The 15,597-nt window shown below is 60.5% G+C and carries 14 protein-coding genes; 8 read left to right on the top strand and 6 right to left on the bottom strand.

The genetic code is table 11. From position 1 onward, the window contains the following. The first annotated feature begins 31 nt into the window (after positions 1-31). Complete coding sequence (gene map, locus GXP70_RS04135) at positions 32-775, top strand: type I methionyl aminopeptidase (protein WP_162355302.1); 744 nt, start codon at positions 32-34, stop codon at positions 773-775. 221 nt (positions 776-996) lie between these two features. On the opposite strand, the gene GXP70_RS04140 is transcribed toward map, so the two are convergent. Continuing rightward, positions 997-1,935 (bottom strand): helix-turn-helix domain-containing protein, encoded by a 939-nt coding sequence (locus GXP70_RS04140; RefSeq protein ID WP_162355303.1) that lies wholly within the window; start codon positions 1,933-1,935, stop codon positions 997-999. A 134-nt stretch (positions 1,936-2,069) separates the two neighbouring features. Here GXP70_RS04140 and GXP70_RS04145 point away from each other — a divergent pair, with 134 nt between their 5' ends. Further along, positions 2,070-2,714 (top strand): SOS response-associated peptidase, encoded by a 645-nt coding sequence (locus tag GXP70_RS04145; protein ID WP_162355304.1) that lies wholly within the window; start codon positions 2,070-2,072, stop codon positions 2,712-2,714. A gap of 1,006 nt (positions 2,715-3,720) precedes the next feature. Here the strand turns inward: GXP70_RS04145 and GXP70_RS04150 are convergent. Beyond that, the gene (locus tag GXP70_RS04150; RefSeq protein ID WP_162355305.1) at positions 3,721-4,509 is read right to left on the bottom strand and encodes a helix-turn-helix transcriptional regulator; all 789 of its coding nucleotides are present in this window, start codon (positions 4,507-4,509) and stop codon (positions 3,721-3,723) included. Between the two features lie 128 nt (positions 4,510-4,637). Here GXP70_RS04150 and pyk point away from each other — a divergent pair, with 128 nt between their 5' ends. Both pyk and GXP70_RS04160 read left to right on the top strand, forming a co-directional pair. Next, on the top strand, positions 4,638-5,681 hold the full coding sequence (gene pyk, locus GXP70_RS04155; protein WP_162355306.1) for a pyruvate kinase: 1,044 nt from the start codon (positions 4,638-4,640) through the stop codon (positions 5,679-5,681). A 284-nt stretch (positions 5,682-5,965) separates the two neighbouring features. Next, entirely contained in the window at positions 5,966-7,900 is a 1,935-nt protein-coding gene (locus GXP70_RS04160) for an ABC-F family ATP-binding cassette domain-containing protein (RefSeq protein ID WP_162355307.1), read from the top strand. 321 nt (positions 7,901-8,221) lie between these two features. Here GXP70_RS04160 and GXP70_RS04165 read toward each other — a convergent pair whose 3' ends face one another. Next, positions 8,222-9,700, bottom strand: a complete 1,479-nt coding sequence (locus tag GXP70_RS04165; protein WP_162355308.1) for an MATE family efflux transporter — start codon at positions 9,698-9,700, stop codon at positions 8,222-8,224. 244 nt (positions 9,701-9,944) lie between these two features. Between GXP70_RS04165 and GXP70_RS04170 the strand changes: the two genes are divergently transcribed. Further along, complete coding sequence (locus GXP70_RS04170) at positions 9,945-10,832, top strand: AraC family transcriptional regulator (protein ID WP_162355309.1); 888 nt, start codon at positions 9,945-9,947, stop codon at positions 10,830-10,832. Here the strand turns inward: GXP70_RS04170 and GXP70_RS04175 are convergent. From GXP70_RS04175 to trxB, 3 genes are all read right to left on the bottom strand, one after another. Further along, positions 10,829-11,074 carry a hypothetical protein gene (locus tag GXP70_RS04175; protein WP_162355310.1) on the bottom strand — a complete coding sequence of 82 codons (246 nt, stop codon included), beginning with the start codon at positions 11,072-11,074 and terminating at the stop codon, positions 10,829-10,831. The two genes, GXP70_RS04170 and GXP70_RS04175, sit on opposite strands and share 4 nt — an antisense overlap. 74 nt (positions 11,075-11,148) lie before the next feature. Continuing rightward, positions 11,149-11,601: a Dps family protein gene (locus GXP70_RS04180; protein ID WP_162355311.1), complete on the bottom strand. Its 453-nt coding sequence runs from the start codon at positions 11,599-11,601 to the stop codon at positions 11,149-11,151. A 76-nt stretch (positions 11,602-11,677) separates the two neighbouring features. After that, on the bottom strand, positions 11,678-12,628 hold the full coding sequence (trxB, locus tag GXP70_RS04185) for a thioredoxin-disulfide reductase (RefSeq protein ID WP_162355312.1): 951 nt from the start codon (positions 12,626-12,628) through the stop codon (positions 11,678-11,680). Between the two features lie 193 nt (positions 12,629-12,821). Between trxB and GXP70_RS04190 the strand changes: the two genes are divergently transcribed. The 3 genes from GXP70_RS04190 to GXP70_RS04200 all read left to right on the top strand — a co-directional run bounded on the left by GXP70_RS04190 (position 12,822) and on the right by GXP70_RS04200 (position 15,454). Further along, positions 12,822-13,436 (top strand): NAD(P)-dependent oxidoreductase, encoded by a 615-nt coding sequence (locus GXP70_RS04190; RefSeq protein ID WP_162355313.1) that lies wholly within the window; start codon positions 12,822-12,824, stop codon positions 13,434-13,436. 80 nt (positions 13,437-13,516) lie between these two features. Next, the gene (gene galU / locus GXP70_RS04195) at positions 13,517-14,389 is read left to right on the top strand and encodes a UTP--glucose-1-phosphate uridylyltransferase GalU (RefSeq protein ID WP_162355314.1); all 873 of its coding nucleotides are present in this window, start codon (positions 13,517-13,519) and stop codon (positions 14,387-14,389) included. A gap of 60 nt (positions 14,390-14,449) precedes the next feature. Beyond that, the gene (locus GXP70_RS04200; RefSeq protein ID WP_162355315.1) at positions 14,450-15,454 is read left to right on the top strand and encodes a hypothetical protein; all 1,005 of its coding nucleotides are present in this window, start codon (positions 14,450-14,452) and stop codon (positions 15,452-15,454) included. Positions 15,455-15,597 lie beyond the last annotated feature (143 nt).

Genomic DNA, 15,597 nt, shown 5'->3' on the forward strand with positions numbered 1-15,597 from the left:
CCTGCTGCCTTGTTCACGGAGGGATGAACGGATGATTCAATACAAGACGAACGACGAGATCGAGCAAATCCGCAAAGCGGGGCGCGTCGTCGCGGGCTGCCACCGCGAAATCGCCCGGCGCCTGCAGCCGGGCGTGACGACGCTTGAGCTCGACCGTTTCGCAGAAGCGTACATGCGCGCATGCGGCGCGAAACCGGCCCAGAAAGGATATAAGAGCTATCCTTACGCCACCTGCGCTTCCGTAGGCGATGTCGTCTGCCACGGCTTCCCGCGCGACGTGCCGCTGCGGGAAGGGGAAATCGTCACCATCGACATGGTCGCCGACCTGGACGGCTGGATGGCGGATTCCGCCTGGACGTACGCGGTCGGCCGGATCGCCCCCGACCTGGAGCGGCTGCTGAAGGCGACGAAATACGCGCTCTATCAGGGCATCGCCCAGGCGGCGGCCGGCAAGCGGCTCGGCGACATCGGCGCCGCCGTGCAAGCCGTGGCGGAGCGCGAGAGGTACGCGATCGTGGAGGCGTTCATCGGCCATGGCATCGGCCGCCGGATGCATGAGGACCCGCAGGTCCATCACACGGGGAAGGCCGGAAGCGGCAAGAAGCTGCGAGAGGGAATGGTCATCACGATCGAGCCGATCTTCGTGACGGGCCAGCCGCATATCACGATCGATGCGGACGGCTGGACAGCCCGCACGTTCGACGGCTCCTGGGGAGCGCAGTTCGAGCATACGGTGGCGGTCACGAGCGGGGGACCCGTTATTTTGACGGAATGAATGCATGTATAGAAAGCTGCAAACAAAGAAGGCTGCAAGGAAAAGGCAGGGAGTCCCTGGAGCGACCGTTCACGACGTGAACCGGCCTCGCCGCGGATTCTCTGCCTTTTTTGGGATTGCAATCATTCCGGATGCAATCATTCGGCCTGCATTCGAACTGCTTGAATCCAGTTAACTTGATTCAAATGGCCTCTTTGGCTTGAACGGCCTTTGACTTGAACCTAACGCTCCTCGGATGATTTTCCGGCTGCGCGGTACTGCCGCGGCGTGACGCCTGTTTTCTTCTTGAACAGCCGGTTGAAGAACTTCGTGTCCTGGTAGCCGGATCGAGCGGCGACGGCGCTGATTTTGTCCGCCGTCTCGAGGAGCAGCCGGCAGCCGAGATCGATGCGGGCGCTTTGCACGTAGTCGAGGAATGTCACGCCGACGGCTTTCTTGAAGCTGCGCTGGAACTGCCGCTCGCCGATGCCGAGCTTCGCCGCCATCGCGGCCGCGTGCAGGTCCTCGGCGCAATTGCCGCGGATATAAGCGAGCAGCTCGCCCATCGATGCAACGTCCTCCGTCGATGCGGCCGGAACGGGTTGGCGCGGCTCGCCCTCGCCGCCGTGCCGGTACAGCAGGACGAGCAGCTCGGCCGTCAGGGCGCTGAGCGCGGCGGAGCAGCCGGGCCTGCGTTCGGTGAATTCGCGGTGCAGCCGGTGGAAGAGGCGCTGCGCTTCTTCGCCGCGGTCGCGCAGCTGGAACCAACCTTTGCCCGCGCTGCGCGCCGCATAGAAGGCGGCGAGCTCGGGCTCGGCCTGAACGGCCTGCAGCAGCATGTTTAGCCGGTCGGCGGTGACGACGCAGTTGTACAGGACGAGCGGCTGTCCTTTGGCGGCGGGCCGGAACACATGCGAGAGACCGATCGGAATGAAGAACAGGTCGCCGCGGGCGACGGCGATCTGCTCCGTCTCCAGATAATGAAAGCCGGCGCCTTCGGCGACCAGGCAAATTTCGATAAAGTCATGCGCATGCATGCGCAGATCGAACGTTTCCCGTACGCGGTTGACGTAGACGGGCAGCGGATTGTCGGCGAGGGACGCATAGGGCAGCAGCCGCTCGCCCCTGGCGAACGGCGCGGGGACGCGAACGGCTTTCGGCGCAGGCTCGTTTTCTCTCATGCAGCGCACTCCTTTTCTCGGATGATGACGCGTTCGGACGGCGGGATCTAGATTGATTATAGCGAATCCGGAGGGAGCGCACATGATTTTGGCGGAAGCGGTCATAATAACCAAAACTGGAGGAGGTTTTTACCATGTGCCAAGCTATAGCCATAACGGCCGCTTCATCCGAACTGACCGAGCGTTTCGAACTCGACAACGTCCTATTCCATACTTCGAGCCGCAGCGAAATTCAACCGACGGAGTCGATCTCCGCGATCATCCACCACAAGGACGAACGGGTGCTGGACGAATTCCGCTGGGGCATGGTCCCCTACTGGGCGAAGGATTCCGTGCGGATGGACAGCTTGAAGCTGTTCGAAAAGCCGATTTATGAGCGGATCGCCAACAAGCAGCGCTGCATTATTCCGTGCAACGGCTTCTATGTGTCGCGAACCGAAGGCAAGGTCGTCCACCGGGTCAAAATCGCGATGCGCAGCGGGATGTTCGCGATCGCGGGTCTCTACGACGTCTTCCGTCCGGCTTCCGGCGAAGAGATGCGCACCTGCACGATGCTCATGACGAAGGCGAACGGGCTGATCGCCCCGTACCAGCCTCAGATGCCGGCGATCCTGGAGCCGGAGGACGTATCCGCCTGGCTGACGCGGGGCTCCCGCACGCCGTTCCAGCTGACGAACATGCTGCGGATGATGGAGTCCGTGCGCATGATCGCCATTCCGGTCTCGCCGACCGGCGAAGCGGACATGGAATTCGAAGCGCCGCGCACGGAGTGGGTGTAGGCTCGCTCGCAGGCTGGCGTTTGTACGACAAGCCCATGGAAAGGCCTTCGGCCGTTCATGGGCTTTTTGGGCGCGTTACGGCGGTAGGGCGAGTGTGCGCAGTAAAGCGCGAGCGGCGAATCTGCGCAAGCGGTGCACCCAGTGCATCACATCGCCGCAAACTCTGCGGATCCGGTGCAAGAGGTGCATCCAGTCAGTAGCCTTGCGAAGAACCTTACACACCTGCCGGAGAATGGCGAAAAGTTGCTGCATGAGCAACTTTATTCGCGTCAGACCGACAAAAATGCGGGAAAAGTTGCGGTTCGAGCAACTTTTCCCGCCACGGACCGGAAAAAATGCCGGTAATGTTGCGGTTCGAGCAACTTTTCCCGCCTCGGCCCGACCAAATGCCGGTAATGTTGCTGTACGGGCAACTTTTTCCTCCTCGTTACTAGTAGCTTTACAAAGAGCCCGCCATAAGGGATAGAAAACTTTATAACCAAAGAGAGTTCTCCTAAGGTTGGTTGTACGAACGCCGACGAAAGGATAGCTCCCCCTCTTGGAAATGCAGTGTGTGAGAAACTTTGCAAGTCTGCTGGGAATTCGGCGCCCAGCCCGGAGATATCTCGGGAAATCCTTCCCGAGGGCAGGATTTCGGCGCTCAGGGCGCTCAGGGCGCTCAGGGCGCTCAGGGCGCTCAGGGCGGAGAAACCCCGGGAAATCCTTCCCGAGGGCTGGAATTCGGTGCACCCGGTGCACTACATCGCCGCAATTTCGGCGAATCCAGCGCAAGAGGTGCGCCCAGCCACGCCCAGCCCCCTCTTGCGTTGGATGATGGCTCACTTTCGTAGTCCAGTCGCTGCATGGCTGCCGATTCTTTTTACAAATGTTCTAGTCTCGACCGCTGGCGCTAATAGGCAATAGGCGTCATGGGTTCTCGCGAAGCTTATCCCTGTGTAAGGCGCTTTCGCGCGATCATGAACGAGTCCGCGGAACAACCACCTTCGCCTGTCACTTCCCTTGATCCTCACTCCCGGTCCGAGCGTTCTGCGATCGCGTCCGAAGGCAGCTTCCCTGTGATCCGTTTGAAAATTCGGTTGAAATACGACGGATCGCTGTACCCGAGATGCTCCGAAATGTCCTGCACGGTCAGCTGCGAGTGGCGGAGCATATAGAGCGCGGTTTTCATTCGCCGGCGGTGCACGTAATCGCTGATCGTCATGCCCGTCACTTTGCGGAACAGGGAAGCGGCGTAGTTGGGGCTGACGCCGATGCAGGCGCCGAGCTCGAGCTTGGTGATTTTGCCGCGGTAGTGGTTGTCGATGTAGCGCTTCATGACCTCGATGTGGTGGATGGAGGACGGCGCCTTCTCGCCCTCGTCGTACTCCCGGCTGATGGTCACCATCAGCTCGGTGAGCAGCGCGGCGCACATGATCGAGAAGTAGCGGTCTCGGGCCGACCACTGATCGACAATGTAGAGCAGCTTCTCGAGCAGCAGCTCCGGCATATGCGTCACCCAGCGCAGCGGCGCGCGCCGCGCGAGAATGGGCAGCAGACGCACCGTCGCGGAGTCGGCCGGGCTGAAGCGGACGACGACGCTTTCGCGGATGCTGCCGGCGCCTTGCAGCTCGGCGGCCTGGAGGCCCGACGGGATGAGCAGCAGATCGTTCTTGCGCAGCTGCATCGTCTGGCCGGCGACGCGGTAGCTCGTCTGGCCGAAGCGGACCCAGATCAGCGCGAGGCTGTCGCTGCCCAAGGCTTTCTGCTCGCTCCCGAGGACGCCGCGCTCCTGGCGGATTTCGAAAATGTCGAACATCGCGCATGCCTCCGTTTCTCATCGTCGTACTATTTTACAACTACTGTACTATAGTTCATCGCGCTCCTGCAATTGTTCGGTTTACAATGAAAAGAGAGCTGAAAACTAGCAACCAAGGAGTGAGCGTAATGAAAAAGACATCGATCGTTTGTACGATGGGACCTGCGTGCATGTCACCGGAAATGCTGGAACAGATGCTGCTTGCCGGCATGAATATAGCAAGGCTGAATTTGGCGCACGGAGAGCTTGACGACCACAAGCAGCGCCTCGAGCTGGTGCGCGCGGCCGCGAAGAAATTGAATTTGCCCGTATCCATCATGCTTGATATCAAAGGACCGGAAATTCGCACGGGCGTGCTGCAAGAGCCTTCCTATCTGTTGGTTGCCGGCGAGTTCCTGACGCTGACGACGGAGCAAATCCCGGGCACAGAGAAACGCATCTCGGTTTCGTACAACTTGGCCGCCGACGTGAAAGTCGGTTCGCGCATCATGATCGACGACGGCTTGATCGAGCTTGAAGTCGTTCGTATCGAAGGAACCGACGTCGTCTGCCTCATCCAGAACGGCGGCGTCATTAAATCCCGCAAAGGCGTCAACCTGCCGGGCATCCGTACGAGCCTGCCGGGCGTTACGGAGCGCGACAAGCTGCACATCGCCTTCGGCATACAGCACAACGTGGAAATCATCGCGATGTCGTTCGTGCGCCGCGCGGAAGACGTGCATGAAGTGAAAGCGATGCTGGCCGCGAATGGCGCGGGCCACATTCAAGTCATGTCCAAAATCGAGAACCAGGAAGGCCTCGACGAGCTGGAAGCGATCGTGGAAGCGTCCGACGGCATCATGGTGGCGCGCGGCGATCTCGGCGTCGAAATTCCGATCGAGGACGTGCCGGTCGCGCAGAAGCAAATGATTCAATCATGCAACCGCGCCGGCAAATTCGTCGTCACGGCGACGCAAATGCTGGAATCGATGCAAAGCAATCCGCGTCCGACCCGCGCCGAAGCGTGCGACGTCGCCAATGCGGTATGGGACGGCACGGACGCGGTCATGCTGTCCGGCGAGACGGCTGCAGGGAAATATCCGCTGGAAGCGGTCCGCACGATGGCGTCGATCGCGATCCGCGCGGAGCAAGCGATGAACGAGTTTGCAAAGAAAGATTTGATCCGCGCGTAGGCTTCGTTTAAAGTTAAATAGTCAGGGTGAAACGGCAGGCTTGATCCAATAGGCGGGCAGCGCGTTTCATTCCGAAGAAATCCAGGCGCAAGGTTCATCGGCATCGCTTGGATTTCGAGGTGAACCGGCTGTCGCCGCCCCCGTGGCGGCGGCTGTTGTTTTATTCCGGCGAATTTATCAGGCATGGTCGGACGATGAAGATCGCGTCTGATGAAGACGGAACGCCTCCGCGGCACTTAGAGGGCGGGGCGTCAGGCGACTATTTCAGTTAGGCGGGAGCAATTATGCACGTATTGACGATTGACCATATTTCGAAGAATTACGGCGAGAAAGTGCTTTTTCAGGACGTCATGTTCGGCGTGGAGACGGGCGACAAAATCGGCATTATCGGTGTCAACGGTACCGGCAAGTCGACGTTTCTGCGCGTCGTCGCGGGTTTGGAGCCCCCGGATTCGGGCTCGATCCTCGTCGCCGGCGGCACGACGGTGCGCATGCTGTCGCAGGATCCGCAGTTCGACCCCGAGGAGACGGTGCTCGAGCATGTGCTCGGCGGCGATTCCGCCCAGATGCAGGCGGTGCGCGCTTACGCGGGCGCGCTGCGAGATCTGGAGCTGAAGCCCGGCGACGCGGGGCTGCAGGAGCGTCTCGTCCGCGCCAATCAGCGGATGGACGAATTGGACGCCTGGGGCATCGAGAGCGATGCCAAGATCGCGCTCACGAAGCTCGGCATCGTGAATTTCGACGCCAAGCTCGGCATTCTCTCCGGCGGGCAGCGCAAGCGCGTCGCGATGGCGGCGGCGCTTATCCAGCCGGCCGACGTGCTGCTGCTGGACGAGCCGACCAACCATATCGACAACGAATCCGTCGCTTGGCTGGAGGGGATGCTGCAGAAGCGCAAAGGCGCGCTGCTCATGATTACGCATGACCGGTACTTCCTCGACCGCGTCAGCAATCGAACGCTGGAGCTCGACAGAGGCCGGGCGTACTTCTACACCGCGAACTACAGCCGCTTCCTGGAGCTGAAGCTGGATCGCGAGGAGCGGGAAGCGGCTTCGGAAGCGAAGCGCCAAAACCTGCTGCGCAATGAGCTTGCCTGGATGCGGCGCGGGGCGCAGGCGCGATCGACCAAGCAGCAGGCGCGCATCCAGCGGTTCGAAGCGCTGAGCGGGCAAGCGCCGGAGCGGGCCGCGGGCAAGCTGGAGATGTCCGTCGCTTCGTCTCGGCTCGGGAAGAAAATTCTCGAGCTCGACAACGTGCGCAAGTCGTTCGAAGGGCGCGTCGTCATCGACGGGTTCAGCTACATCGCGGTGCCGGAAGACCGTGTCGGCATCGTCGGCCGCAACGGCCTCGGCAAGTCGACGCTGTTGAAGCTGATCGCCGGCAAGCTGGAGCCGGATGCCGGTACCGTCACGCTCGGGCCGACGGTCAAGCTCGGCGTGTTCTCGCAGGAGCGCGAGGAGATGGACGAGACGCTGCGCGTCATCGATTACATCCGCGAGAGCGCGGAGCAGGTGACGACGGCGGACGGCTCGACGATTACCGCGGGCCAGATGCTGGAGCGGTTCTTGTTCCCGCCAGCGCAGCAATGGACGCTGATCGCGAAGCTCTCGGGCGGCGAGAAGCGGCGCTTGCAGCTGCTGCGCGTCTTGATGGAAGCGCCGAACGTGCTGCTGCTGGATGAGCCGACGAACGATCTGGACATTATGACGCTGACCGTGCTGGAAGACTATTTGGACGATTTTCCCGGCGTCGTCTTCACGGTGTCCCATGACCGGTACTTCCTGGACCGGATCGCGGAGCGCATCTTCGCGTTCGAGGGCGACGGCGCGATCGAGCAGCATGTCGGCAATTTCACGGATTACCAAGCCTATGCGGCGGCGCACGGCGTTCGCTCGTCATCGGGCGAGGCGGCCGAGCGCAGATCCGCTTCGGCAGCGGCGCCGGCCAAGCCGGAAGCGGCCGCCGAACCGGCCAAGCCGACGAAGATGTCGTATAAGGAACAGAAGGAATTCGATACGATCGATGCCGACATCGAGAAGGCCGAGACGGCGCTGCAGAAGGTGCAGGAGCGGATGGAGGCGGCCGGCAGCGACTCCGTTACGCTGCAGGAGCTGCTTGCGGAGCAGGCGCAGCTGGAGACGAAGCTGGAAGAGCTGATGGACCGCTGGACGTACTTGAACGAGCTTGCGGAGCAGATCGCGGCGAACAAGAAGCAATAACGGTAGGGATATGAAATGATGGAGAAGAGCCGTCGATGCTGATGCAGCACGACGGCTTTTTGAGCTGCGGCGGGCGGGTGATGCGTGCCGACGGGTGAACAAGGGTGCATGCGCAGCGGCGATGGAGGCCGGCAATGCCGCCGCATCGGGTTTACTGCGGCATGCTGTGACGTGCAGTGGTATGAGCGACGTCCAGCGGCATGAGTGACATGCAGTGGTATGAGTGACGTCCAGTGGCATGCTCGTGGCGTACAGCGACATGCAGTGGCATGTACGTGGCATACAGCGGGCAGAGTATCGCTGTTATTGGCGAACTCGAGCCTATGCGTTCACGGGCCGGGCAGGCTTCGCCGCCGTCGCTGCAGCTGCCGTCGCCGAAGCGGCTGCTGTTCCCGTCTGCGATTCGCCGTGCGCATGGGCGATGGCAGGCGTAGCCTGCTTCAGCGCTGCCTGTTCCGCGCGCTTCAGCGCTTTCCGCTGCCGCCAGCGAAAGAAAGCGAGGAAGCCGCGCACGTATTCGTCGGCGATCATGCAGCAGTAGATCGCCACAAGCCCTCCGCCCAGGTGAAGGCCGAAATAATAGGACAGGCCGACCGCCACGATCCACATGGAGAACAGGGACGTCACCATCGGAAACCGGGTGTCGCCGATCGCGTTCAGTCCGGAGTTGAAGCCCATGTTCATCATTTTGCCTGGCTGCAGCAGCATGTTCAGCGCCAGCAGGGAGATGCCCATCCGCATGATGTCGGCATCGTCCGTGAAGAAGCCGAGAAACCATTTGCCCGTGAGAACGAGCAGTCCCGCGTTGAAGATGACGACGGCAAGGCCGATGAACAGCGCTTTGTAAGCTCCTTTATAGGCTTCCGTCCAGTTCTTAGCGCCGAAATGGTGGGCAATCTGAATCTGTACCGCCATGGCGATGGCGAAGCCCAGCATGAAGCAGAACGATTCCAGCGTGTTCATATAGGTTCGTGTCGCCAGCTCCTTGGCGCCGAGGGTGGCCAGGAACATGAAAATAACCATTTGCGATAACATCCAGCAGGACGAATTGACGCCGAGCGGCCAGCCGATGCGGAGCATCTCTTTGAAGAGCTTGCGATCGCGCAGCCGAATATCTGCGATTCCAACCTTGCGCTCGAAGGCGTTGACGAACATGTAAGCGAGAATGAGCATCATCGCGATACGGCAGGAAAGCGTCGAGATCGCGACGCCGTGCAGCCCCATCTTGGGAAATCCGTACGCCCCGTAAATAAATCCGTAGTTGAGCACCACATGCAGGAAATTGATGCCGACCGCCGTCAGCATCGGGCCGCGCGTATTGCCCGTGTTGCGAATGACGGTGCTGAACGCGACAGCCAGCGCGAAGGGAGCGAGCCCGAGGCCCGCAGTGGAAATATAGATCCGTCCCAGCGGGAGCAGCTCCTCCGGCATCTGAATGAGCCGCGAGATCGGGTCCGGCAGCAGGAAGAGCAGCGCGCTGATCCCAAGGCCGATGCAGCCGGTCACTTTCGCCGCGAGGATGCCGATCGTGCGGGCTTCCTCGGGCTTCTTCGATCCCAGCTTCTGCGCGACGAGAATGCCCGCGCCGCCGGTGATCGTCATGAACAAGGTGTTCAATCCGTTGAAGAGCTGATTGGACAGGCCGACGACCGCGACCGCGTCATCGGAAACTTTGCTTACCATTAACGTATCCACGGTGCCGAGCAGCGTGGCGAGAAACAGTTCAATGAATATCGGCCAAGACAATGACCATAAGGAATACGAACGGAGTCCGGTTCTTCCTGTTGCGGTTGCGCCCATCTGCAGTGCTGCCTCCCAAAGTAGTCATCTCGTCGCGGCGGCCTATGACGCCGGCGCGGAGCGCGGTAGTGCGCTCAGTACAATTTCAAATTATAATGGGAATACAAGCCCGGGTGTATGATGGTAACAACCGAAACTTTCAAATATGCAACTTCGTACCTGGCTCAGGGTGCCGCTCCGAACCGACGGGATTTGACCGTCTCCGAGCGGCAGGGGAGCGCCGGAGCGAAAAGGAGGGATTGGCATGAGCAGGCTGCAATTCACGGTGCCTCCGATGCCGCATTACATGCTTTGCGGGCCGGTGACGTACGAGCCCGGCCGAAGACATGTAAGCCGAAGGAACATCGGCGTGTTCGATCTGCTGGTCGTGCGCGAAGGCTGCCTGTACATGGGGGAGGAGGAGCAGACGTTCAACGTGGAGCCGGGCTGCGCGTTGATTCTCCGTCCGGATACCTCTCATTACGGGACGCAGGGCTGCAAGGAACGCACCTCGTACTACTGGCTGCATTTTCAGACGACGGGAAGCTGGACCGTGACGGACGATGAGCTTCCGCGTCACGGACTGGAGCCGTACGACGAGAAGCGCACGCAGGCCATGTGGTCGTATTCGACGCATACGTTTCAAATACAGGTGCCGCAGTTCGTGAAGCTCCTGCATCCGTCCAAAATGGACGAGCTGTTCGAGCAGCTCATCCAGCTCAACCAGCACTTCTATTCCGGCAGCGCCAAATGGAGCCAGCAGGTGGTATTCCAAGACGTGCTGCGGGAGCTGTCCGCTTCCATGGCGAAGGAGGAATCGACGCCGGCCGCGGTTTGCGCGGCGTTGGCGGCGGAATACTTGCGCAAGCATTACCGGGAACCGATTACCGCGCAGGAGCTGGGGGAACGGCTCAACTTCCACCCGGTCTATATCGCCCGCTGCATGCAGCGGAGCTACGGCTGCGCGCCGATGGAATATTTGATGCATCACCGCATCGAGCAGGCGAAGCTGCTGCTTCTTCAGACCGATCTCGCCGTCGCCCGGATCGCGGAGGAAGTGGGTTTTAATCAGGCTGCTTACTTCACCTCCTGCTTCACGCGGACGGAAGGCATCTCGCCGCGCCAGTTCCGGCAGCGGTTCTATTACGGTTAGTTGCGTGCGGGCAGTTGCGTCAGCCGCAAGCGGGCTTGTAGCAAACGAACAAATAGAAAACGAGCCAGAAGCAAACGAACAAATAGAAAACGAGCCAGAAGCAAACGAATCAATAGCAAACGAACCTGCAGCAAACGAGCCAGCAGCAAACGAGCCAGACGCAAGAAGACCGCCTTGCAGCATTCGCTGCGAGGCGGTCTTCTTGCTGAACAGGCAGGGACGGAGCGCTTTTGCGCCACCAAGCCGCCCCACGCCTGTTGTGTAGTTAAAGCCGTGAAGTCGTATCTCGCTCCACGCTTGCTGCGCGAACGACGAATTAGCGGCCGTTGAACGCTTTAAGCATCCAGAGATGCTTCTCGAGCGATTTGTGAATGGCCAGCAGCAGGTCGCCCGTCGTTTCGTCGCCGGTTTCGGCCGCGGCCGACATGCCGTCCTTCAGCTCGCCGGCAACGTTCGAGAAGTCCGAGATCAAGGTGTCGACCATCTCGGTGGCGGTTTCCGTGCGCGTCGCTTCCTTCACGACGGAGTGCTCCAAGTATTCGGACATCGTGGCGTAAGGGGATCCGCCGATGGCGAGCAGGCGCTCGGCGATGTCGTCGACATGCAGCGTCGCTTCTTCGTAGAGCTCTTGGAATTTCACGTGCAGCGTGAAGAATTGATTGCCTTTGACGTACCAGTGGTAGTTGTGCAGCTTGACATAAAGGACGCTCCAGGTCGAAATTTGCTTGTTCAAAATCGCTTGCAGATTCTTTGTCGTCATGAATGGCATCTCCCTCGTAATAAGATAGATTACTTGCTCTTCAGCCGCTTATGCTTCTTCCGGCAGACGATCGCCTCCGCAGGGCTCACGCTTCTACGGCTTGCGATCGCTGCGCCTGCCAGGCTTCGAAATCATGCTCGCAATCGAGTGCCGCCATGCAGCCGCTGCCAGCGGCCGTGATCGCCTGGCGGTATTGACGATCCTGCACATCGCCGCAAGCGTAGACGCCCGGGATGTTCGTTCTGGAAGTGCCCGGCTGTACGACGACGTAGCCGAGCTCGTCCGTCGTCACCTGGCCGCCGAGGAACGACGTGTTCGGCGTGTGGCCGATGGCGACGAATATGCCGTCGGCTTCCAGCAGCAGCTCTTCGCCGGTCGCGTTGTCGCGAACCCGCAGACCTTGTACGCCTTGCTCGTCCGCTGCCACTTCAATCGGCGTCACGTTCAGGCTCCATGCGATCTTCTCGTTCGCGCGGGCCCGGTCCTGCATGATTTTGGAAGCGCGCATTTCTTCGCGGCGATGAACGAGACGCACCTCGGAAGCGAAGCGGGTCAGGAACCCGGCTTCTTCCATGGCCGAGTCGCCGCCGCCAACGACGATAATTTTCTTCCCGCGGAAGAAGAAGCCGTCGCAGGTCGCGCAGGTGCTTACGCCGCGACCGACGTTATCGCGCTCGCCAGGGATACCCATATATTTTGCCGAAGCGCCCGTCGAAATAATCACGGCGCCTGCCGTAAGTACGCTGCCGTTCTCAAGCGTCAGCTTGAACGGACGCTCGGACAGGTCGGCGGCCTGCACCCAGCCCGTCTGGAAACGGGCGCCGAAGCGCTCGGCTTGCGTGCGCATGTTCGCCATCAGCTCGGAGCCGAGCACGCCTTCCGGAAAGCCGGGGAAGTTCTCCACTTCCGTCGTCGTCGTCAATTGGCCGCCAGGCTGCGGACCTTCAAGCACAAGCGGGCCGTAGCCTGCGCGAGCAAGATAAATGGCTGCCGTCAAGCCGGCAGGGCCTGTACCTACAATGATCATATTTTCCATGATGCCTTCCCTTCCTCTCCTTAACCTTCCTATTGGGACATGAAACAAGTATCTATTAATAATGAATTCTAAATTAAAATTATTATAAATAAGGAAAAATGTCAAGCGGTATTGAATTCGTTATTCCTGCTGTTATTGTCACTCGGCATCGTTCATGTTACGTTAGATTCATATCGAAACGGGGGCGGCTGGAATGAAGATCGTGGTGTTCGGCGCCGGCGGCAGAACGGGACGTCAGGTCGTCCAGCAGGCATTAGAGCAGGGACATGACGTAACGGCGTTCGTGCGGTCGCCGCATCGCCTGGATACCGTTCAGGCTGCCCTCCGTATCGCGCAAGGCGACGCTCGCAACGGCGAAGCGGCGGCTGCGGCCATTGCCGGCCAGGATGCGGTCATTTCCTGTATCGGCACGAAAGGATTGGGGCGTACGACGCTGCTCTCGGAGACGGCGGAACGCATCATCGCAGGCATGAAGCGTCATGGCGTCCCCCGGATTGTCTATCTGGCTTCCGCGGGCATCGAGCAAGAAATTCCCGGCTTCTCCGGCTTCCTCGCCCAGAAGCTGCTGCGGCATGTGCTTGCGGATCACCGCCGTGCCGCCGAGGCGCTGAAGGCCAGCGGCTTGGAGTGGACGATTGCCAGACCGATGCAGCTTGCGGGCCGGAAATTGAAAGGGATGTACCTGGAAGCGAGGCATGGCGTTCCAGCGGGCAAAGGACGAATCTCGCGGGCGGACACGGCGCATTTTCTGCTGAAGTCGTTAACGGATCCGCTGTACAATCGCCAGTCGATCGGACTGAGTTATTGAGGCGCGTTATTCGCTTTTGTCGCATACGCCGTATAAAACCTGCCATTTTGGCAAAAAAAGAAAAGAGGATAACTGCAGCTATGACACAGAAACGGGTTCGCAAGGCCATCATACCGGCAGGAGGGCTCGGCACGCGTTTCCTTCCGGCGACGAAAGCACAGCCGAAAGAAATGCTGCCGATCATCGACAAGCCGGCTATTCAGTATATCGTCGAGGAAGCGGTCGCTTCCGGCATCGAGAGCATCATGATCGTAACGGGACGCAACAAGCGGGCGATCGAGGATCATTTCGACAAGTCCTACGAATTGGAGGCGGAGCTTGAAGCGAGCGGCAAGGCGGAAATGCTGGAGCTGGTCCGGAGCATCTCGCATATGGCGGAAATCGTCTACCTTCGGCAGGGAGCCCCGCTCGGACTCGGCCATGCCGTCTTGTGCGCGCGCCGCTTCGTCGGGGACGAGCCGTTCGCCGTACTGCTCGGCGACGATATTTTGCAGGGCAAACGGGCTGCGCTGGCGCAGATGATCGAGCTCTACGAGGAGCGCCAGTCGTCCGTCGTCGGCGTGATGGAAGTGCCGTGGGACCAGACGGACAAGTACGGGATCGTCGATCTGGGGGACACTGGGGACGGGCGCTTGCGCGGGCTCGTGGAGAAGCCTGCGCTTGGCGAGGCGCCTTCCAATCTGGCGATCGTCGGCAGGTATGTGCTGGAGCCGGCGATTTTCGAGCTGCTGGAGAACGCCAAGCCCGGCAAAGGCGGGGAAATCCAGCTCACGGACAGCCTGCAGCAGCTTAATTTGACGCGCCCGATCAGCGCTTTCCGCTTCGAGGGACAGCGTTACGACGTGGGGGATAAATTCGGCTTCGTGCAGGCCACGATCGATTTGGCGCTGCGCCGCGCGGACTTGTCCGACGACGTGCGCCGGTACATGATCGAACGTTTGAAACAGGAATAAGCCGGCGAGGCAGCACGGCATTCACCGCATCCTCGCCGGAAGAAGGCGAGGATGCTTGCGTTGCATAGGAGAAGACAACTACGGAAGATCAAGCGGGCGCTCTATATGGCGGTCGTGCTTGTGGCGCTGGGCGTGGCGCTCGGGTATTGGATGAGCGGCTACGCTGAGCGCGGATTGCCGGCGTCGGTCGCGGAGACGGACAAGCCGCACAAGCATGGCGTTGCGTCGGAGACGACGCAGGACGGCAGACTAGCCGAAGCGGCGGATGAGCGCATGGATATGGCGGAAGAGGCCGGCGAGCCCGGGGGTGAACGCGGCGGCTCGGTGAACATGGGCGAGAGCATGTCGGCTGAGACCGAAGAGGCCTCGGGCGCGGAATGGGCATGGCCGGGCGGTATCCCGGCAGCCGGAGACACCGGAACGCTGCGCATCACGATTACGGATCCGGACGGCAAGCCGGATGCGAAGCTGCAGGTCAATCACGAGAAGAAGCTGCATCTGATCATCGTCAGTCAGGGGCTGTCGACGTTCATGCATGCGCACCCCGAGGAGACCGCGGAGCCGGGCGTCTTCGAGGTACCGGTATCGTTCCCGTCGGCCGGGCGATATGAGCTGATCGCCGATTACGTGGCGCGCGACGGCAGCCAGCAATGGCGGAGCACCTGGGTGGAGGCAGGCGGCGAAACCGCCGGAATGCGCCAAGCGGAACCGGCATTGGCGCCGGACAAGGAGCTGACGCATACGGTGGAAGGGATGACGGTCGGCTTGACGTTCAATCAGCCTCCGAAGGCCGGCAAACCGGCCGAGCTGACGTTTGCTTTCGCCGATCAAGCAACGGGCAAACCGATAAGCGACCTGCAGCCGTACTTGGGCGCCGCGGGGCATGTCGTCATCCTGGATGCCGATGCGAAGCACTATCTGCACGTGCATGCCATGGGCGGGTCGGGCGGTCCGACGGCGATGTTCCATACGGCGTTTCCGGATTCGGGCTTGTACAAGATATGGGGGCAATTCCAGCGGAGCGGCCGCGTCGTCACGGCAGCTTTCGTCGTCAAGGTCGGTTAGCTTGCCTTTAATCATATGAAGGGGCGGCTGTCCGCGATCCATTACAAATCTTCTCAGATGTCTATAGATGTAAGGCCAGCCGTTCACGGGGGTTCCGCTCCGATGAACGGCTTTTTCGCGTGGCATCTTTTATTTGCTTCTGC

It is taken from the genome of Paenibacillus lycopersici (genome assembly GCF_010119935.1).
Lineage (GTDB): Bacteria > Bacillota > Bacilli > Paenibacillales > Paenibacillaceae > Paenibacillus_Z > Paenibacillus_Z lycopersici.